Origin of the sequence: Flectobacillus major DSM 103, assembly GCF_000427405.1 — a bacterium.
Classification (GTDB): domain Bacteria; phylum Bacteroidota; class Bacteroidia; order Cytophagales; family Spirosomataceae; genus Flectobacillus; species Flectobacillus major.
Window position 1 is genome coordinate 161,932 of the sequence record NZ_ATXY01000005.1, and the last position, 20,580, is coordinate 182,511.

A 20,580-nucleotide genomic window follows, 5' to 3' on the forward strand; every position below is an offset into this window, starting at 1 on the left:
AAGATTTTTTTTGTTATAGTACAGTTAGCTAGCCTATTTATGGGCTAGCTAACTGATTCCAGAAGCCTAGTTCTGATTACAGCGAAAATGCGATATAGCTATCGCCCTTTTTAGTACCTAATTTTGTACCACCACAAGCTATCACGATATATTGTTTGCCATTGAGTAAATAAGTGCTTGGTGTGGCAAACCCTGCGGCTGGTAGCTGGGTTTGCCAAAGAATTTCTCCTGTTTTTTTATCAAAAATCCTGAACATACCATCTTTGGTAGCAGCAATAAACAACAACCCACTTGCAGTAACTACTGGCCCGCCATAGTTTTCAGAACCCGTTGTTGGAATACCTTTGGCCGTGAGTTCGGGATATTCGCCAAAAGGTTTTTGCCAGAGATGTTTGCCCGTATTAAGGTCAATTGCGGTGAGTGTTCCCCAAGGCGGACGAATACCAGGGTAGCCTTTTGAATCAATAAATTTGTTATATCCATTGAATTGGTAGGGTATATATGGTGTTTGGGTATTTTTGTTGGTAGCACTTGCTTCGATTTTTTCATCTCCCAACAAAAAAGCTACTAAAGCCTGTCGGTCGGTATTGGATAAATGACCAAAGCCAGGCATCATTCCTTTTCCCGACGTAATTATTTTGTTAATGTACTCACGGTCATGTTTTTGTGAAATATCTACCAACGACGGATAACCGCTTTTAGGATTACCTTTTCGTTCTTTACCATGACAAACAGAACAATTATTGCTATAAAGTCTTTGGCCTGCACTTAAATGTGCCAATTCGTCTTCTTTCGGGGTTTTGCGTAAGCTAAACAGCCACGCCATTTCATTGGCATTGACGTACATAATACCCTCAGGGTCTACTGCTGCCCCGCCCCATTCGGCTCCGCCATCGGCACCAGGATATACCAATGTTTCCTTTTGGCTAAGGGGTTTAAATAGACCCTTTTGAGCTGTTTGGATTGTTTTTAATAAAGCTGCCTTATCGTCCGAATAAGGGTTTACGTCGGCTTCAGTGATATTTTGTCGAGAAAAAGGAGCTGGTAACATAGGAATAGGCTGCGTAGGCCATGTACTTTCTTCGGGCAGAGTCGACTTAGGAAATGGCATTTCTTTGATAGGAAACAAGGGTTTTCCCGTTACTCTATCAAAAACAAATACATGCCCTGTTTTGGTTACTTGTGCTACTGCATCAATATTTTTACCATTACGTTTAATCGTAATCAAGTTGGGCGGGGCGGGTAAATCTTTGTCCCAAATATCATGATGTACAAACTGAAAATGCCATAATCTTTTGCCAGTATTGGCATCTAGGGCAATTAAAGAGTTGGCAAAAAGGTTTTGTCCTTTGCGGTTTCCTCCATAAAAATCAGAAGCCGCCGAGCCTGTAGGTACATACAAAATACCTCTTTGTCGGTCTATGGCCATACCAGCCCAGTTATTTGCACCACCAACTTCGGTATTTTTATAGGTATCTTTAGGCCAAGTATTATACCCAAATTCGTTGGGGAAGGGAATCGTATGAAAAACCCAAGAGAGCTTGCCTGTTCTTACGTTAAAAGCTTGAATATTCCCTAAGGCTGCATCAGCCCCTTCTGAAAGGCGTAAAGGCATAATAATATTGTCGCCAAACAAAGTACCAGGGGTATTAGAAACTACAAATTTATTAGCGGCTGTTGCCCCTAATCCTTCTTTCAAACTTACACGACCGTCATCGCCAAAGGTGTTTATTTTTTGCCCTGTCTTGGCATCGATGGCATAAAGCCATGAACCCAACGCCACCATGATTCTAGGGGTATCGGTATCGTTTTTGTTGGTACTGGCCCAGTAGGTTACTCCCCGACATGTATTGAGTGACGACCCCCCTGTATTGACAAACTGCCATAGTTCTTTGCCTGTAGCAGCATTAAGGGCAAATAGCTTGTTGGTAGCTGTAACACCATACAATATCCCATTCACCACAATTGCATTGCATTGTACCTGCCCTGAGTCGAGTGTGTGGTATTCCCACGCTACTTTTAGCTGGCTAAGGTTGCTTTTATTGATTTGAGTCAAACTTGAATAGTGGTTACGTTCGGGCCCACCCAAATACTCTGTCCAGCCTGTATTATCAACTTGGGTGGTTGACTGAGGCAAATAGGCAGCTGTTAACAAGGCCATTGTGATAAATGCCAAGAATAAATAGATTTTTTGCATATAGTTATCAGTTTCTGAGGAATGGATTTTATTATTCAAATCAAAAAAGCCCATTGCATAGCTATGGTTGCCAAAATTATATATTTTATTGCTTTAATAGTATTTTTCTGTGTGGTAATGATAGCGTTATTCCTGCAAGCACATCATTATGTTTGGTCAAAAACACGCTAGGTAATGAAAATTATGTAGTAAATAACTTTATTTTTTGTTGTAATAAATATCAGTATAATGATATATATAATATATTTGCATTATTATAATAATAAAAATGCTATGATACTGAATTTAGAATGGCTTCGTACTTTTAAGGCTATTTACGAAACGGGTACTTTGACACAGGCCGCCCAAACCTTATATATTTCACAACCAGGCGTAAGTTTACATTTGAGTTCGCTAGAGGCTTATACTGGTTATCAGTTATTTGAGCGTTCGGCCAAAAAAATGATTCCTACCGAAAGAGGTAAAGTTTTGTACAACTTTGTACTAGAGCCATTAAGTAAGTTGGAGGCCGCTGAGCAGTTATTTCACAAAAGTTCTAATACCGATAAAGCTACGATTAGTATTGGCATGTGTTTTGAAACATTCCAGTTTACCCTCGAAAAATACATTTCATCGCTTAATTTCAATGTCATAATCAAATTTGGCGAATACCCCCAAATGATACATGATTTGGACAAGGGGTTATTGGATTTGATTATTACTCCTCAAAAAGATGTTCAGAAAAATTTAGAATTTACGCCTTTTTCTAAAGAAAGAATCGTACTTGTTTGTGGTGCCAAAACAGATACCCAAGCCCTGGACAAAATGCTGGAACAAGAACAAATACTATCGGCAAAAGATTGGCTCAAGCAACAAATTTGGTATAGTACTGCCGCAGATATGGAACACCAAAAACGGTTTTGGATTAATAATTTTAAAAGCCACCCCGACTTTAAGCCTAATTATATTGTACCTAATATTAGCTCGATAGTGCGTTGCCTAAGCAATGGATTTGGTTTTGCGATTGTGCCAGATTTTTTGTGTAGAGACGAAATCAGGTCAGGGGGGCTCAAGTTGGTTTGGGAGGGTAATCCAATTATGGAGAATATCCTATATTTTGGAAAACGCAAGAAAACACTATTTGCCCATGAAATAGGGCAGGTAGAGCAAATTTTTGAACAAAATGGGTTATAGACTGGTAATGAGTCAAAAACTAAGTGGCAAAATATAGGTAAAATACCACAATAGAATACTTTATGAATAAAGAAGTTTGGGTAAAAGGTGATGAGCTATAATATCAATAGTTATCTTATTGAACTGATTATCAGTTTTTAATAATTTAATCTTTCACTCAAACTTTTGCTTAATCATTTAAGTGTAATAAATTGTATATATTTGAGATTGAATATTACCATTTGAATAGACCTCCTTTTGACTAAGAAAATATTACATATTGAAGATGAAGTCCTTTGGGAGTTGTTGCGGGCGGGCGACGACACCGCCTACGAAGCCTTGTATAGGCGTTATTTCAAAATACTTTACAGTTACGGAAAACGTATTTTTAATGACGAGGATATTCTAAACGATGCTATTCAAGACCTTTTTGTGGACATTTGGCGAACACGCCATTTGCTCAATCAGGCCGAATCAGTCAAATTTTATTTAATAAGTTCTTTGCGTCGTAGAATTCACCGTTCTACCAAGCTCAATACTTTGCAGGTAAATGAATGGGAAAATGTACACGAAACCCTATTACCAACCGAAGACTCGCCCGAAATAGATTTTACCAATCAAGAAGATACCGTTATTCAAAAACAAAAACTCAGTCAATGGCTGAATCAATTACCTACTCGTCAGCACGAAGCCATTGTGCTGAGATTTTTTCATGATTTCAGCTATGCCGAAATTGCCCAAATGCTTCAAATCAAAGAACAAACTGCCCGAAATCTTGTTCAAAAGGCTTTGATTATTCTACGGTCATTGATTATTCTATTGATTTTCATGGTTTTATAAAATATTTTATATTTTTTATAAAAAAATTCTTCTTAAAGGAGTTAAAATCGACAAAGCATGTCTCTATACAAGTAAGAGCGAAATAGTACAAATATTTCTCTTTTATATGATATGAATTATGCAGATTTTACTCGAAATGATTTTATAGAAGATACTTTTTTTAGGTGTTGGGTTTTTGAGCCAAACCAAGAAACAGAGTTTTTTTGGCAAAACTTCATGGCCGAATATCCCGAAAAGAAGCAGGATATACTAGCTGCCAAAAACTTATTACTTGCGATTGACCAAGAGGTAAAAAGCGATTTTCCGACACAAGAACATGAAGATTTAATTTTTGACAGAATCCAAGAACAACTCAACAAACAGGTAGTTTTCTTGAGTCCTCGTTTGGCTATTTGGGTAAAATGGGCTGTTGCGGCATCGGTGGTATTGGCTATTGCTTTTTGGCAATGGAATACGCCTTTTTGGCAAAACCCCGCTGTTACTTATGAGACAAACCTCCAAAAATCTACTTTAACGTTGATCGAGAAAATGAATACTACCAACAAGCCACTTGTAGTAAAGCTGAGCGATGGTAGCACAGTTACCCTAAGTGCCAATAGCAAAATAAGCTATCCAGAAGCATTTAATACCTACCCAACTCGTGAAGTGTATTTGAGTGGAGAAGCCTTTTTTGAAGTAGCCAAAAATCCCAAAAAACAGTTTTTGGTATATGCCAACGAAATGGTAACGAAGGTGTTAGGAACAAGTTTTAGGATTAGGGCGTACCCTCAAGAAAAAGACATTATAGTTCGGGTAAAAACGGGTAAAGTGTCGGTATTGGCTGTTGCCAACGACAAACAAGCTGACAATCATACGGGGCCTTATCAGGTAGAAGGCGTTTTGCTATTGCCCAACCAGCAGGCCATATTGGTTCGTGAAGAAACCCGTTTGGTAAAGTCGCTAGTCGAAAATCCTGAACTGCTCAAATCGGCCAAGCCATCGTTTGTGTTTACCGACACCAGCGTTGTTGAAGTGCTTAAAGCTTTGGAAAAAGGATACGGAATAGAAATCGTTTTTGATGAAGATGCGCTAAAAAGCTGTCAATACACAGGCGATTTGTCGAGGGAATCTTTGTACGAAAAACTGGATGTAATTTGTAAATCAATCGAAGCAAATTACCAGATTTTAGATACAAGCATAGTTGTTTCCTCGAAAGGATGTGAATAAAACTACTGATACAATACTTAATAAATACAATGTTTCAACCATAAACCCCAACCCTTGACTATGCAATAAAAAAACTTACGAACATTTTAAATGAAGAAGTCGGCAATGCTCCACCATCACCGACTTCGGATTCCTCTCTTTGCAAATCTCATCTGTTTTTAGACAGATGCAGAGGTAGTTTTTTGTCAAATTTTCTCTAAAAAACAAATCAAAAGTATGAAAAAAAATAATACCATCCGTTACTGGGGGGGTAAAATTATGAAATGGACTATAATACATTTATGTATAACTATCGTCTTTACTAATATTTCATTAGCATTTGATGCATCAGCCCAAGAACTACTCGATCGTCGTATTTCTATAGAAACTATTAATCAGAATATCAACGTGGTACTCTCAGAAATTGAGAAAAACGTTGATGTAAAATTCTCGTATAGCCCCAACCTTATCAAAGCTTCGAGAAAGGTAACTTTCACAGCCACCAACGATAAGCTGTCGACGGTATTGGAGCGGTTGTTGAAGCCTCAAAAAATTAAGTATGAGATTGTTGGACGACAGATAATTCTTAGAAGAGAACTGTCGGAGGTAATCCCAAACGAAAAAGAAGAAGCGTCAAGCCTCGTCAATATTTTTGAACAAACCCTTACAGGAACAGTAACCGACGAAAGTGGTATTCCTTTGCCAGGGGTTACTATTTTGGTAAAAGGTACACAAAAAGGCGTAAACTCAGACAACAACGGGAAGTTTAAAATAACAGTAGCCAACGAAAAGGCAGTATTGGTATTTTCGTTTGTGGGCTATATTGCCCAAGAAATAGAAGTAGGTACTAAAACCACAATTAATATTTCTTTGAAAGCCGACAACAAAGCCCTTGAGGAAGTTGTCGTGGTAGGTTATGGTACAAAAAGCCGCAAAGATGTAACAGGTTCTATTGCTTCGATTAGTACACAAGACATTAAAGATATGCCTGTAACCAATGTTGCAGAAGGTATGGCTGGAAAAATGCCTGGGGTTTTGATACAACAAACTACAGGTGCTCCGGGCAATAGCCCCTCAATCAAAATTCGGGGGTTTGGGTCTATTAGTGCTGGCAATGGCCCATTGATTGTGGTTGATGGTCAGCCTCTTAGCTCAGGAGACCTGAATAATGGAAGTGGCCTAAACCTGATGAATCCCAACGATATAGAAAGTGTTGATGTGCTGAAAGATGCTTCTGCAACGGCTATTTTTGGGTCGAGAGGAGCCAATGGGGTAATGATGATAACCACCAAGCGAGGCAAAGCTGGTAGAAGTCGTATCAATTTTGACTTTTACACGGGTGTACAGCAAATCAGCAAAAAAATGGATATGCTCAATGCACAGCAGTTTGCCGAATTTAGTAAAGATGCTGCCAATAATGCCTATTTAGAGCGAGTAGCGGGTGCTTTGGTAACAGACCCCAACAGTGTTCGTCCTGCTGGTGGCCGTTATCGTTATCCAAGAGGCGAATTTGCGGGTATTAATTTTGACAACCCCGCCAGCTTAACTTCATACGATTATCAGAGCCTTATTTTTCGTCAAGCTCCTATTAGTAACTATCAGTTATCGGGTTCGGGTGGCTCTGAAAAGGTACAATATATGGTTTCTGGCAACTTCCTTACTCAAGATGGCATTATCAATACATCGGGCTTAAAGCGTTATACTTTTCGCTCAAATATAGATGCTCAGTTGTCGCCTAAGTTAAAAGTAGGAATGAGTATGAGCCCTTCATTTACAACCGAGCGTCGGGTCAATTCAGATGGTCACTGGGCCAACAACGGTGTTATTAATGCGGCATTGTCACAAGCTCCTATTATTTCTATTTATCAGGCCGACGGCGTAACCTATAATTCGCAGGCATCTATTGCAGGAGCTTACGACTGGGCAGGTGTAACCAACCCAGTAGCCAATATTACCGAACTCGACAATACAGCCAATACATTGAGGTTGCTTGGTAATGCTTATGCCGAGTTGGCTATTTGGAAAAGCCTCAAATACCGTGGAAGTATAGGCGGTGATTTTAACTATTTCCGTCAAAATCAATTTCAAACTTCGGCTCTTCCACTCAACCAATTGTTGCCACCTAATGCCAATTCGGCCTCGTCGACTACCAGCCAGAATATCAACTGGGTAACAAGCCATACATTGAGCTATAACTTTGATATAAACAAAGATCATCATTTTGATGCTTTGGTAGGCTTGGAAGCACAGAAAAATGATTTTGAAAGTAATAGGGTCAATGCCAATAAGTTTCCTAACGACCTTGTAAGGACACTCAATGCTGGGGTTATTATTGGAGGTAGCTCATTAAAAGAACAATGGTCGTTGGCTTCGTATTTTGGGCGTATTGGGTATACTTACAAAGACAAATATCTTTTCAATGGCTCTATTCGTCAGGATGGCTCTTCTCGTTTTGGTGTTAATCAACGCAATGGTATTTTTCCTTCGGCCTCGGTAGGTTGGCGAATAAGCGAAGAGTCTTTCTTGAAAAATAGTAATGTTATTTCGGATATGAAATTCAAAGCTAGTTACGGATTGGCAGGTAACAACGCTTTTAATAATTATGGCTCGATTGGCCTATTGAGTAGTGACAACTATGTTTTTGGCAATAACCTTGTTAATGGCTTGGCTACAACCAGTATCGGTAACGATAATTTGACATGGGAAAAAAGCCGCCAAACCGACATAGGCTTAGAGCTGGGTTTGTTGAAAAGACGTATCTTTTTGACCATAGATTATTACTCTCGTATTACTACCGACTTGTTGCTATCGGTGCAAGTACCCACTCTTACGGGTTTTTCTACGGCTAGTCGCAATATCGGTAAAGTTGAAAATAAGGGAATGGAGTTTGGCTTAGTAACTCGCAATATTACTGGCGAATTTCAGTGGAGTACCGATTTTAATGTGTCGTTCAACCGAAACAAAGTGCTAGCCTTAGGGCCAACAGGCGATGCGATTCGCAGTGGGTCGGGTGTTGGCGAAACCAATATTACCGTTATTGGAAAGCCACTTGGTAATTTTTATGGGTTCAAACAGCTCGGTGTATTTAAAGACCAAGCCGATTTGGATAGCTACCCACACGAAGCAACGGCTCGCCCTGGCGATGTGAAGTTTGAAGATGTGAATGGCGATGGAAAAATCAATGCCGATGACCGTACCATTATTGGTAATAACCAACCCGATTTTATTTATGGTATGACCAATACCTTTTCATTCAAAGGCATCGACATAGGTATTTCGGTACAAGGAATACAAGGTGGACAAATCCTCAACTTGAGTCGCCGATTTATCGAAAACCTCGAAGGAAGTCAAAATCAGCTTACTACGGTCTTGAACCGCTGGCGTTCGCCTCAAGACCCAGGCAATGGTGTTGTACCACGTGCCAACCAACGCACTACGGGTAATAGCAATGCTATTTCGAGCAGATGGGTAGAAAGTGCCAGTTATTTCCGTATCAGAAATATTACGATAGGATATAACATTCCTAAAAAATTGATTGAACGTGTCAAAATCCAAAGCCTTCGTTTATATGGTGGTGTTCAAAACGCCTTTACTTCAACCAAATATTTAGGATATAACCCCGAAGTAAGTGGCTACGAAAATGCCCTTACTGGTGGTGTCGATTACGGCTCGTATCCTTTGGCTCGTACCTATACGATTGGTTTAAATATTGGTTTTTAATCAAATATAAAACGGTAAAATAATGAAAATAAGATATATATACCTTAGCTTTCTGATGCTTGGGCTAAGCAGTTGCAAGGATAGCTTTTTGAGTTTGGCTCCTATTTCATCGGCCAATACTGCTACCTTTTACAAAACAAGTAGCGATATGATTAATGCCCTCAATGCTAGTTATGGCTCGTTGCAGTCGGCAGGTCAATATGGCAACTATTATGTAGTATCCGAAATCCCCTCCGACGATACCACTCCTGTGCTTTCGGGTTCTGTAACCGACCAAGACGAATTTGATAAATTTTATTTGCGTACGACCAATCCCTTTTTGGCTGCTCGCTGGAGCGACGGCTATCGTGGTATTTATCGGACAAATGCTATTTTGGACAGAATAGGAGCCGTACAAATGGATGAAACCCTCAAAAAACGTATTGTGGGTGAATCCAAGTTTTTGAGGGCTTTGATGTATTTCAATCTTGTGCGGGTATTTGGCGATGTACCTTTGGTTTTGAAAGAAATCACCGACCCTAACGATGGATACAATTATAGCAGAACAGCCGTAGCTGATGTTTATGCTCAGATTATCAAAGATTTACAAGAGGCAGAAACCGACCTTCCAGACCGATATACAGGTGCTGACCTTGGGCGAGCTACCAAAGGGGCTGCCAAATCTTTACTAGGAAAGGTGTATTTGACTCGTAAGCAATATGCCGAAGCTGCTACCAAACTCAAAGAGGTAATTGATGGTGGTGTTTATGACTTATTGCCCAATTATGCAGATGTATTTAAGGTAGCCAACAAAAATCATAAAGAATCCATTTTTGATATTCAATACAAAAAAGGGTCGATTGGTGAGGGTAATGGCTTGCCTAATGCCTATGCTCCCGAAAATTCGGGCAACTCGGTAGTTTTGTTTGGAGGTGGTGGCAACAACCGCCCAACCGCAGATTTTGTTAATGCTTACGAATCGGGTGATTTACGAAAAAGTGTTTCTATGTCAACTAGTTATGTAAATGCACAAGGTATAACTGTAGAATATAATTATATTAAAAAGTATTTGGATACTCCAATAACCAGTGGCGACTCGGAAGATAATTTCCCCGTTTTGCGTTATGCCGATGTTTTGTTGATGTATGCCGAAGCCCTGAACGAAACAGGAAAACCAATAGATGCTTTGCCGTTTTTGAATCGGGTTCGTCAGCGAGCAGGCTTGGCTAGTAAAACCACTTTGAGTCAGGCCGAAATGCGTTTAGCTCTTGAACAAGAACGCCGAATAGAGTTGTCTTTTGAAGGCCATCGCTGGTTTGACCTTGTGCGTACTGGCAGGGCAATTCCTGTACTAACAGCCAAGGCTCAGGCAATCGGTATCAAAACCAACCTTACCGAAAACAATTTGTTGTTTGCTGTACCTCAAAGCCAAATAGATATTAACCCTTCCAAAATTAAACAGAATGCAGGGTACTAAATCTTGGCTATAAGTAAAATGTATTTTAAAATTTATCCAAAAAGCTTTGAGGGAAACCGCAAAGCTTTTTGTTTTTTAATCCTAATACCAATTGTTGCTGAAAGAATATCAACCTTGCGTATCCTTTCAAACGAAATAAAAACCATTGGTCATGAAAAAATAAAAAAAATACAAAAGGTTTTGGTCTAGCAAATATTAGTTATAACTTTGAATCGTTGATTATGTCAACTATATACAAAGTCAATAATACTATGGAAGCAACACAACGCTCATTTAAGCTTTTATTTGGTAGTGCAATAAGAGCTTTTCTTAAGCAATCAACAAAAGAGTTTGAAAATCAGGGACTTAAAATATCGCCTGAACAGCATTATATACTTCGAATCTTGACACAAGAAGATTCTATTCAATCTGATTTAGCTGAAATTCTACAAAAGGATAAGTCGGCAATTATGCGTCATATCGACCAACTCGAAACACTTGGTTATGTAATCAGAGTGAATGATGCTACCGACCGCCGCAAAAAACACATCGTCATTACCGAATTAGGCACTTCTGTTTTTAATCAAGGAGAAGAAATTATCAATACACTTTCTGAAAAAAATATGGAAGGTATTTCTGACGAAGAAATTACTATTTTTCAAAATGTACTTATCAAATTAAAAGAAAATGCAGAAAAGTAATTTTTTTGCCCAAATAGTTGACCAAGTCAATTATAATAAAGTCAATAATATTTTTATCAACTATATTTTATGAAAAAGAATAAGATTTTCTTTTATCTGATATTATTCGTTTTGGGCTATGATACACAGGCACAAAAGAACATATCTTTAAAAGAATGCGTAGATTTTGCTCTCAAAAATCACCTCAGCAATACGGTTTATGAAAATGAAATCGCTATTGCCCAACAGAAATCAACCGAAGCTTTGGCGGGTTATTTGCCACAGGTAAGTACCAATGTTACCTTCGACGACAACCTTAAACGTCAGGTTTCTATTATTCCTGCGGGTGCTTTTAGTCCAACTGAAATTAAGCTACAGTTTGGTACTCAGTACAATACCAGTGCCATAGCCCAGGTAGACCAAGTGATTTATGACAAGTCTATGTTGGTAGGTATCAAGGCTGCCGAACCAAATAATCAAGTAGCTATTTTGAAAAAAGAACAAAACCAAGATAACATCATTTACAATACGGTAGCGTCCTATTTTCAAGTATTGGTGTATGTCGAGCAGGAGAAGATTACTTTAGAGAACGAAAAAAAATACCGAGAACTACTCGATATTCTCAAATTACGCTTAGAAAAAGGGGTTATCAAAAAAACAGATTACGACCGTACCAAAGCAAGCTTAAATAATATTGTTTCGCAAAAATCTATTTTGCAAATGAACAAACAAGTGGCACTTAACAAACTCAAATACGCCATGGGAATGTCGCTAGACGAGGATATTAATGTTTTGGAAATGCCTAATTACGAAACACTTGCTGTTATTGGCGACGACAACGGTTTTGAACTAAACAACCTGTTAGACTACAAAATCCAAACCAATAATATGTATCTCCAAGAGTTTGATGTAAAACGCAAACAAGCCGCATTTATGCCTACAGTATCGATGTATGCCCGCTATGGAGCTTCGAGTTTTGGAAATAGCTTGGGGAGTTCTTTTAACAATTGGTTTGATTTTTCAACCATTGGTTTGAAAGTAAATATTCCGATTTTTAGTGGTTATCGCAAAAATAGCCAATTAAAACAAGCCGAAATAAGTTTGTTGAATGCCAAAACCAATATCAAATTAAGTGCTGATAATATGAGGTTGGCCTTCAAAAACTCCAACGCTCAGTTACAAAAATCTCAATCAGATTTAGGAATCAATCGTGAAAACCTCTATTTCGCCAAAGAAGTTTTTGAAAGTAGCAATGTAGAATACCAAAAAGGCGTATCTACGCTTTCAGACTTGCTCAATGCCGATTATTCTTACAAAGAAGCACAAAGTAATTATATCACTTCTTTGATAAATGTACTAAGCTCAAGACTCGAATACGAAAAATCAAAAGGTAACTTAAAAAGCTATATCAACCAATTCTAATATTCAGACCCATGAAAAAGTCTTTCATCATAACATTATCTGTACTAGCTGTGATAGGAGCTATCGCTTTTACGCTTGCCAAAAATAAAAGTAAAATCGAAGCCAATAAGGTAGTTGTTGATCGCTCGATTATTCCTGTGGCAGTATCTACCACAAAGGCCGATTTTCAGCCCTACGATGGCAAAGTAAACTTGCCTGCCAATTTGGAATTGACTAACGAAGCTACTATTGCTATTGGGGTTCAGGGCAAAATCGAAAAGCTTGCTATCGAAGTAGGCTCACGAGTAAGCAAAGGACAAGTAATAGGTCAGTTAGATGCTAAATTGAAAGTTATCAATTTGAAAGCCAATGAATTAGCCCTTGAAAAATTGGAAAAAGAGTATCAGCGAAACAGCGATTTGTTCAAAGGAAATGCTGGTACAGAACTAAGCGTAATCAATGCTAAATACGACGTTGAAAATACTCGCATTCAAATCGAACAAACTAAACAACAAATTGCCGATGGTAATATCATTGCTCCAATTAGTGGCGTAGTTACTTCTCGCAAATTGATGGCAGGTGAATATGTAAGTCCAGGAACGGTTATCGCTACGGTTGTTGACGATATTCATTTGAAAACTGTAGTTTTTGTCAATGAAAAAGACGTATATCAATTGAAGTTAGGACAAACGGCTACGATTACTTCAGATATTTTTCCCAACAAAAACTTTGTAGGCACAGTGAAATTTATTTCGCCAAAAGGTGACGAAAACCATAATTATCGTGTGGAATTGCAATTGAATACCAATCAATTAAGAGCTGGTACTTATGTAATGGTGAGTTTTGATTTAGGCCACAAAGCGAGTGTATTGCAAATTCCAAAATTGGCTTTGGTAGAAGGTACTAAAAATCCTTATGTGTATATCGTAGAAGGCAATGTAGCGAAGATACAAAAAATTACGGTTGGTCGTGAAATTGGTGAAAATATTGAAGTAGTTGCTGGTTTACAAGCTGGACAAGAAGTAGTTACGAGCGGACAAATCAATTTGACTAATGGAAGTAAAATTTCAAAAACTACTAACCAATAAACCTTAAAAGTATGTCAATTACCGAAATATCCATCAAACGACCATTACTGATTACAGTAATTTTCGTAACGCTTATTTTGTTTGGTTTTGTAAGTTATAAACAGCTCAATTATAACCTATTACCCAAATTTGAAGCCAATGTAATCATTGTTCAAACGACGTATCGTGGTGCTTCGTCCGACGAAATTCAGAACGTGATTACCAAACCAATCGAAGAAGCCGTTTCGGCCATCGAAGGAATTGATAAAATTGCTTCTTCCTCATCTGAAGGTCTTTCTTTGATTACCGTTCAGTTGAAATCGGGCATTAATACCCTTGATGCCCAAAGAGATGCAGAGCGGAAAATCAACCAAATTAAATCTACTTTGCCCGACGATGCCGACGACCCTGTGGTAAACCGATTCAATACCGACGAAATTCCAGTATTAAGAATCAGTGCTTCGGCAAATATGTCTGAACCTGAATTGTATGATTTAATCGACCAAAAAATCAAACCTATTTTATCAAACGTTGCAGGCGTTGGTACTGTTCGTTTGATTGGTGGCAACGAGCGTGAAATTCAAGTAAACCTAGATAACGACAAGCTTCAAGCTTATAATATTTCTTCGGCACAAGTCAACCAAATGATTGCCAATAGCAATAGTTCGTATCCTGCTGGTAGTGTATTGAGTAATAGCAATCGTACTTCTATCCGTTTGGATGCCAAATTGGTAAAAGTAGAAGAATTAAGAAACTTGATTATTCGTCAGAATGCCGATGGAAGTAGAGTTTTGTTGAGAGACCTTGCCGTAATTACAGACGGACAAACCGAAACCAAAACCCTGAACCGTAACAACGGAAAAGCAGGTATCGGTATCGAAATCGTAAAACAAGCCGATGCCAATGCCGTAAATGTAAGTAAATCTGTAAAGGAAAAGCTGAAGGAAATTCAAGCGAATTATGCTTCAAAAAAATTCTCTTATGACATTGCCGCCGACCAATCTATTTATACGTTGGCTTCTGCCGATGCCGTAATGCACGATTTGTTCTTGGCGATTATCATTGTAGGGGCGGTAATGTTGTTTTTCTTACATAGTTTCAGAAGTTCTTTGTTTGTGTTGGTTGCTATTCCTTCGGCAATGATTCCGACTTTTATTTTGATGTACATCTTTGGCTTTTCGCTCAACTTGATGACCTTGATGGGACTTTCTTTAGTCGTTGGTATCTTGGTGGATGACAGTATTGTGGTATTAGAAAATATCTATCGTTACCTCGAAATGGGCAGAAATAAAGTAGATGCAGCCCTTGAAGGACGACAAGAAATTGGTTTCACCGCCATTGCCATTACTTTGGTGGACGTTGTGGTATTTTTACCGCTTTCGATGAGTGGCGGTTTGATTGGAAATATCTTGCGTGAGTTTTCATTGGTAGTAGTATTTTCTACTTTGATGAGTTTGTTTGTGTCGTTTACGCTTACGCCATTGTTGGCTTCAAGATGGGGAAAAGTTGAAATCTTGAGTGAATCAACACTTTGGGGAAAAATCAACTTAGGTTTTGAAAGATTTTTGGATGCCGTAAAAGAAGAGTACGGAAAACTCCTTACTTGGTCGTTAGGTCATAAAAGATGGGTATTGATTGCTATTATCGTTATGTTTATTGGTTCGGTTTCGTTGTTGGCAACGGGTTTTATTGGTTCATCTTTTGCAGGTTCGGGCGACCGTGGCGAGTTTGCTATTCAACTTGAAATGGCACCTCAAACCCCTTTGGCACAAACCAACTTGCTGACCAAACAAGTAGAACAACTACTTTTACAAAAGCCAGAAGTAACAAAAGTATTTGCTAACGTTGGTACGCAAACGGGTGCGGTGGGTACGGGAAGCTCTAATTCAAACATTTCTGAAATATCAGTTACTTTGGTTGAAAAAGAACACAGAACGGTTTCTACCGATGCTTTTAGTACAGCGATTCGTGATGAGATTAATAAAATTCCTGGTTTGAAAGTCGTAATTCGCCCCGTAAGTCTTACAGGCGGTAGCGAAGCACCGATTCAAATTGCCATAAAAGGCGTAGATATGGCTGTGATTCAGGATGTGGCTAATCAAATCAAAGCTATTGTTCGTAAAACACCGGGAACTGATTACGTAGAATTTAGTACCAAAAGCTTAAAAACTGAAATTGCCATTCAGCTCGACCGTGACAAAATTGCCAATGCAGGACTAAGTATTCCAGAAGTGGGCGGGGCGATTCAGTTGGCATTTAGAGGAAACGACCAGTCGAAATTTAAACAAGCAGGGGAGGAATATCCGATTAATATTTCTTTAGAAAAGTCTGATAAACGTTCTATCGAAAATGTACGTGAACTTACGCTTCGCAATAGCAGAAATGCTATTATAAAATTGAAAGACGTAGCCACTGTTTCTGAAATTGTAGGACAATCAGTATTGGAACGCTCTGACCGAATGAATTCTATCAAAGTAACGGCTTCGTCGGTTGGTCGCCCAACGGGAACGATTGTGGCGGATATTCAAAAACAAATTGCCAAAATCAAAATTCCAGATGGTGTAGTGATTGATTATCAAGGAGAAGCACAACGCCAAAAAGATGCTTTTGGTAGCTTAGGTTTGGCCATGTTGCTGGGAATTTTGTTGGTATACTTAATCATGGTTGCTCTTTACGAAAGCGTAGTCTATCCATTTGTCGTACTTTTCTCAATACCTGTGGCATTGATTGGAGCATTATTAGCCTTGGCTTTAACGATGGAATCACTCACGATTTTTGCCATTGTTGGTCTGATTATGCTCTTGGGTTTAGTAGCCAAAAACGGTATTTTGATTGTTGATTTTACTAATCATCTCAAAGAAAAAGGTTTATCAGTAAAAGAAGCCTTGATCGAAGCAGGCAAAGAACGTTTACGTCCGATTTTGATGACGACCATCGCCATGATTACAGGTATGTTGCCGATTGCTTTAGCCTCAGGTTCGGGAGCAGAAGTAAAAAATGGTATGGCTTGGGTAATTATTGGTGGCTTGACAAGCTCCATGTTTTTGACCCTACTTTTAGTGCCTTGTATGTATTATATCATCGAGTCGTTGAAGAATAAAGTGTTAGGCATTCGAGCTAAAAAAGCTTAGTTTTTATGTAATAACAAATAAAATCAAAACCCTGATAGTGTAAACTGTCGGGGTTTTGATTTTATATAGTGATTGAATAGACTAGTATATTTTATCAGTTTTAAGACTTCAATGGAGTACTATTAATATATACATAAAAAGCATCCTGTAGTGTCTGTAGTGGTATTTTTTGTATTTATGCTAAAAATGTATATCAAAAATGTAATTAAATATTTGAATTGGACAATTATAATTAAAATTTAAAAACTATTTTAAAAAGTGCTTGTTAGATAGATTTCTTGATTTTACATTTGCCCTATAGAACTAATAGATTAATTCAGTATGTGTCAAATAGACACGCTTTTAAAGGGTATTTCCTTAATCTACTCTACACACGCTAATTCATGTAAAAATCGATAAAATAAGTAAGTCAATCAAACAGCACCTCATTTAGGTGTGGGTGAATACTGTTGTCTAAATTTTAACAAAATCAACTTAAAGTCATGAAAAAATATCGTGAATGGAAAAAACTTTTATCAAATCTGTATCAAACATTGGGTGTCATATTCGTTTTGGGTATCACTTTTTCTCCTTCTTTAGCCCAAAAATCTACAAGTTCTAGCGAACAAGTTATAAAAGGAATTGTTAGAGATGAAAAAGGGGATGTACTACCTGGTGTTAACATTGTTATTAAGGGTACACAGCAAGGGGTTTCAACAAACCAAAATGGTAAATATGCCATTACCATAAATACCAAAGAAGCATCATTGATATATTCGTTTGTAGGGTATTTTTCGCAGGAAGTAAAAATCAATAATCAGACTACCATCAATATTGCTCTTCAACCCGAGGCTAAGTCATTGAGTGAAGTATTAGTAATTGGTTATGGTACCCAAAAAGCAAGTGATATTACGGGTTCGGTGGTATCGTTCGATGCCAAGCATTTAGAAGAAAAACCTATTGCTAGAATAGAACAAGCCTTGATTGGACAAATGGCTGGGGTTCAGGTAAAACAGCAAACAGGCTTACCTGGTACAGGATTAAGTATTGTAGTACGTGGTACGGGCTCAATAAATGCAGGCTCAGAACCACTTTATGTGATAGATGGATTTCCGCTAGATATAGCAGGGCAAAGCTCAGATGGAAGTATAGGTACAAGCCCGCTTGCCAACCTTAGTGCCAACGACATAGAAAGTATACAGGTATTAAAAGACGCTGCTGCGGGTGCAATTTATGGTTCAAGAGCAGCCAATGGTGTAGTATTGATTACAACTAAAAGAGGAAAAACAGGTAAGCTAAAAATTAATTTGAATGCTAATACTGGTGTAAGTAGTATTGCTAAAAAGTTAGATATTTTGAGTGCCGACGAATGGGTACAGGTTGCCACAGAAGTAGCTAATACCAACTGGGTGCGTTCGGGTACAGGTAGAACTGCCGACCAAACAAATGATCAACGTCGAGCAATTCTGGGCTTGAAGGCTGGTGAATACAATACCTCTTATATGCCCGACGAACGTTGGTCGCAAGAAGGGCATCCAGGTTTACAATATGTAGACTGGCAAGATGCTATTTATAGAAAAGCTGCTTTTCAAAACTACCAATTATCGGCAACAGGCGGAACAGACAATGTAAGTTATTTTTTCTCAGGAAATTACCTTAATCAACAATCAACTTTAGTAAATACTGATTATAAAAGCTACGGTATTCGTGCGAATATTGAAGCGAAAGCCAATAAAAAACTAAAATTTGGTATCAATTTAGCTCCAACCTATTCAGAAAATAACACCCCACAAGGCGATGGTAAAGATAGTCCTATTATGAATATTGCCGCTATTTCGCCAGTAGTAGAAGCTGCCGCAGGTCTTAATACAGGTGCTGGTGAATTTTTGACCTATACTTGGAGTAGTCCTCGTTTGGTAAGTCCTTATGCTATTTTGAATAACTCGATTGGATTAACCAAAAATACTCGACTTTTGAGTTCTATTTATGCTGAATATTATATTTTGCCAAGCCTTTTCGCTAGAACTACAATCAACTACGATGATGTAAACCAACAAACCAAAAAGTATGTATCTGATTATGTGGCAGTTGGTGGTGCCGCCGAACGTATAACAAATCCAGGGAAAAATGCTAGTGGCTCGTATGGAGGGTATAGAAAACAAAATTTTGTTAATGAAAATACCTTAAACTTTATCAAAACCTTCAACAAAGTACATAATATTGCGGCAGTGGCTGGGGTATCTTTCAACAGCGTTCATAGCGAATCTTTTAATATTAGTACGGCAGGAGGTTTTGCCAACAATATTGTCAATACCCTTAGCAATGCTATTCCTAATACTGCAGGTGTAACAGTAACAGGCTCGACCTCCGAGAATAACAATACGCTTTTTTCTTATTATGGTAGGGTACAATACGATTATGAAGGCAAGTATTTATTAACGGGTAGTATTCGTCGTGATGCCTCATCCAAATTCGGGATCAACAACCAGTGGGGAACATTCCCATCGGCTTCTGTAGGTTGGAGAATTTCGCAAGAACCTTTTTTGAAAAATATTAAAGCTATTAGCGACTTAAAATTACGTTTTAGCTGGGGCAAATCAGGAAATAATAATATAGGAAACTACAGTGCTATTCCTACTTTGGCAGGTACTTCGTACAACTTTGGTGGTAATACACCAGTAGTAGCCAATGGTCAAGTAGCAGCAGGGTTGGCCAATCCAAACCTAAAATGGGAAACATCAAATACGTATGATATAGGCTTTGATGTGGGATTGCTCAACAATAGAATCAATGTATCCTTTGATGCTTATACCAAAAAAAGTACCGATTTGTTATTGAATTTACCTGTACTAGCAGCTAGTGGGTTCTCAACTAGCTTACAAAATATCGGTTCTGTCAAAAATCAGGGTATTGAGTTAGGGATTACGACAAGAAATATAGTAACCCCTGATTTTCAGTGGACTACCAATGCTAATATTGCTTTTAACCGCAATGAGGTAATCTCGCTGAATGCCGACGGTTCGCCTATTTATATTCCTTCGGCCTATAGCGGTAGCAATGCCCCGTATATTTTACAACCAGGCTTACCAATGTTTAGTTATTATGTTACTAAGTCGATCGGAATATTGACACAAGCTGATATTGATGACCCCAAGGTAGCTAAAATTAAAAACCAGACAGTTGGAGATACTAAGTATCTGGATGCCAACGGCGATGGGGTAATCAATGCCAACGACCGTATTGTCTATGGGCAGCCTAATCCAAAATACACTTGGGGTATTACCAATACTTTCAAATACAAAAACTTTGATTTGGGTGTACAGGTGTATGGGCAAGTAGGAGGTTCGATACTGTCGTATTTTGGTCGTGCTGTTGATTTTAGTGGAAGTACTACTGCCAATATTTTGGGTATCTGGCGTGAAAGATGGACTCCAGAAAACCAGAACTATGATGCTCCTCGAGGCAAGCTAGCAAGTACTTACACTTTACCGCAGGTTACTTCCGATTGGGTATATTCTACCGATTTTATCCGTATTCAAAATATAACCTTGGGCTATAATTTAAGAGATTTAGCTAAAACAGGGGTGTTTTCTTCCGCTCGTGTGTATATAGCCTTACAAAACTGGTTTAGCCACGACAATTACCGAGGTGGTGTAAACCCCGAAGCCCAAAATACCAATGTAAGTGGCAATGGTAGCTATCCTATTCCTGGCGATTATGGTGCCATGCCACTCAGCAAAACTGCTTCTGTTGGTATTAATCTTACTTTTTAATTAACGATTTTATATTTTAT

11 protein-coding genes are annotated in these 20,580 nt (G+C 38.4%); 10 read left to right on the forward strand and 1 reads right to left on the reverse strand.

The genetic code is table 11. The features are described from left to right. Positions 1-76 precede the first annotated feature (76 nt). On the reverse strand, positions 77-2,197 hold the full coding sequence (locus FLEMA_RS0101775; RefSeq protein ID WP_026993972.1) for an outer membrane protein assembly factor BamB family protein: 2,121 nt from the start codon (positions 2,195-2,197) through the stop codon (positions 77-79). Between the two features lie 273 nt (positions 2,198-2,470). Between FLEMA_RS0101775 and FLEMA_RS0101780 the strand changes: the two genes are divergently transcribed. From FLEMA_RS0101780 to FLEMA_RS0101835, 10 genes are all read left to right on the forward strand, one after another. Continuing rightward, positions 2,471-3,370, forward strand: a complete 900-nt coding sequence (locus tag FLEMA_RS0101780) for a LysR family transcriptional regulator (RefSeq protein WP_026993973.1) — start codon at positions 2,471-2,473, stop codon at positions 3,368-3,370. A 237-nt stretch (positions 3,371-3,607) separates the two neighbouring features. Next, positions 3,608-4,189: an RNA polymerase sigma factor gene (locus FLEMA_RS0101785; RefSeq protein WP_026993974.1), complete on the forward strand. Its 582-nt coding sequence runs from the start codon at positions 3,608-3,610 to the stop codon at positions 4,187-4,189. 111 nt (positions 4,190-4,300) lie between these two features. Beyond that, entirely contained in the window at positions 4,301-5,395 is a 1,095-nt protein-coding gene (locus FLEMA_RS0101790; RefSeq protein ID WP_026993975.1) for a FecR family protein, read from the forward strand. Positions 5,396-5,611: 216 nt separating this feature from the next. Beyond that, on the forward strand, positions 5,612-9,094 hold the full coding sequence (locus FLEMA_RS0101795) for a TonB-dependent receptor (RefSeq protein WP_026993976.1): 3,483 nt from the start codon (positions 5,612-5,614) through the stop codon (positions 9,092-9,094). Between the two features lie 22 nt (positions 9,095-9,116). Further along, complete coding sequence (locus tag FLEMA_RS0101800; protein ID WP_026993977.1) at positions 9,117-10,550, forward strand: RagB/SusD family nutrient uptake outer membrane protein; 1,434 nt, start codon at positions 9,117-9,119, stop codon at positions 10,548-10,550. A gap of 251 nt (positions 10,551-10,801) precedes the next feature. Next, positions 10,802-11,230 (forward strand): MarR family winged helix-turn-helix transcriptional regulator, encoded by a 429-nt coding sequence (locus tag FLEMA_RS0101810; protein WP_026993979.1) that lies wholly within the window; start codon positions 10,802-10,804, stop codon positions 11,228-11,230. Between the two features lie 69 nt (positions 11,231-11,299). Next, positions 11,300-12,631 carry a TolC family protein gene (locus FLEMA_RS0101820; RefSeq protein ID WP_044170485.1) on the forward strand — a complete coding sequence of 444 codons (1,332 nt, stop codon included), beginning with the start codon at positions 11,300-11,302 and terminating at the stop codon, positions 12,629-12,631. 11 nt (positions 12,632-12,642) lie between these two features. After that, positions 12,643-13,698 carry an efflux RND transporter periplasmic adaptor subunit gene (locus FLEMA_RS0101825; RefSeq protein ID WP_026993981.1) on the forward strand — a complete coding sequence of 352 codons (1,056 nt, stop codon included), beginning with the start codon at positions 12,643-12,645 and terminating at the stop codon, positions 13,696-13,698. A gap of 11 nt (positions 13,699-13,709) precedes the next feature. Beyond that, the gene (locus tag FLEMA_RS67185; protein ID WP_044170488.1) at positions 13,710-16,808 is read left to right on the forward strand and encodes an efflux RND transporter permease subunit; all 3,099 of its coding nucleotides are present in this window, start codon (positions 13,710-13,712) and stop codon (positions 16,806-16,808) included. A gap of 482 nt (positions 16,809-17,290) precedes the next feature. After that, positions 17,291-20,560 (forward strand): SusC/RagA family TonB-linked outer membrane protein, encoded by a 3,270-nt coding sequence (locus FLEMA_RS0101835; protein ID WP_044170491.1) that lies wholly within the window; start codon positions 17,291-17,293, stop codon positions 20,558-20,560. Positions 20,561-20,580: the final 20 nt, after the last annotated feature.

What these genes read in the sequence shown, in the direction of transcription:
- FLEMA_RS0101775 (WP_026993972.1), bottom strand. Translation starts at nt 2,197, where the DNA reads ATGCAAAAAATCTATTTATTCTTGGCATTTATCACAATGGCCTTGTTA.
- FLEMA_RS0101780 (WP_026993973.1), top strand. Translation starts at nt 2,471, where the DNA reads ATGATACTGAATTTAGAATGGCTTCGTACTTTTAAGGCTATTTACGAA.
- FLEMA_RS0101790 (WP_026993975.1), top strand. Translation starts at nt 4,301, where the DNA reads ATGAATTATGCAGATTTTACTCGAAATGATTTTATAGAAGATACTTTT.
- FLEMA_RS0101795 (WP_026993976.1), top strand. Translation starts at nt 5,612, where the DNA reads ATGAAAAAAAATAATACCATCCGTTACTGGGGGGGTAAAATTATGAAA.
- FLEMA_RS0101800 (WP_026993977.1), top strand. Translation starts at nt 9,117, where the DNA reads ATGAAAATAAGATATATATACCTTAGCTTTCTGATGCTTGGGCTAAGC.
- FLEMA_RS0101810 (WP_026993979.1), top strand. Translation starts at nt 10,802, where the DNA reads ATGGAAGCAACACAACGCTCATTTAAGCTTTTATTTGGTAGTGCAATA.
- FLEMA_RS0101820 (WP_044170485.1), top strand. Translation starts at nt 11,300, where the DNA reads ATGAAAAAGAATAAGATTTTCTTTTATCTGATATTATTCGTTTTGGGC.
- FLEMA_RS0101825 (WP_026993981.1), top strand. Translation starts at nt 12,643, where the DNA reads ATGAAAAAGTCTTTCATCATAACATTATCTGTACTAGCTGTGATAGGA.
- FLEMA_RS67185 (WP_044170488.1), top strand. Translation starts at nt 13,710, where the DNA reads ATGTCAATTACCGAAATATCCATCAAACGACCATTACTGATTACAGTA.
- FLEMA_RS0101835 (WP_044170491.1), top strand. Translation starts at nt 17,291, where the DNA reads ATGAAAAAATATCGTGAATGGAAAAAACTTTTATCAAATCTGTATCAA.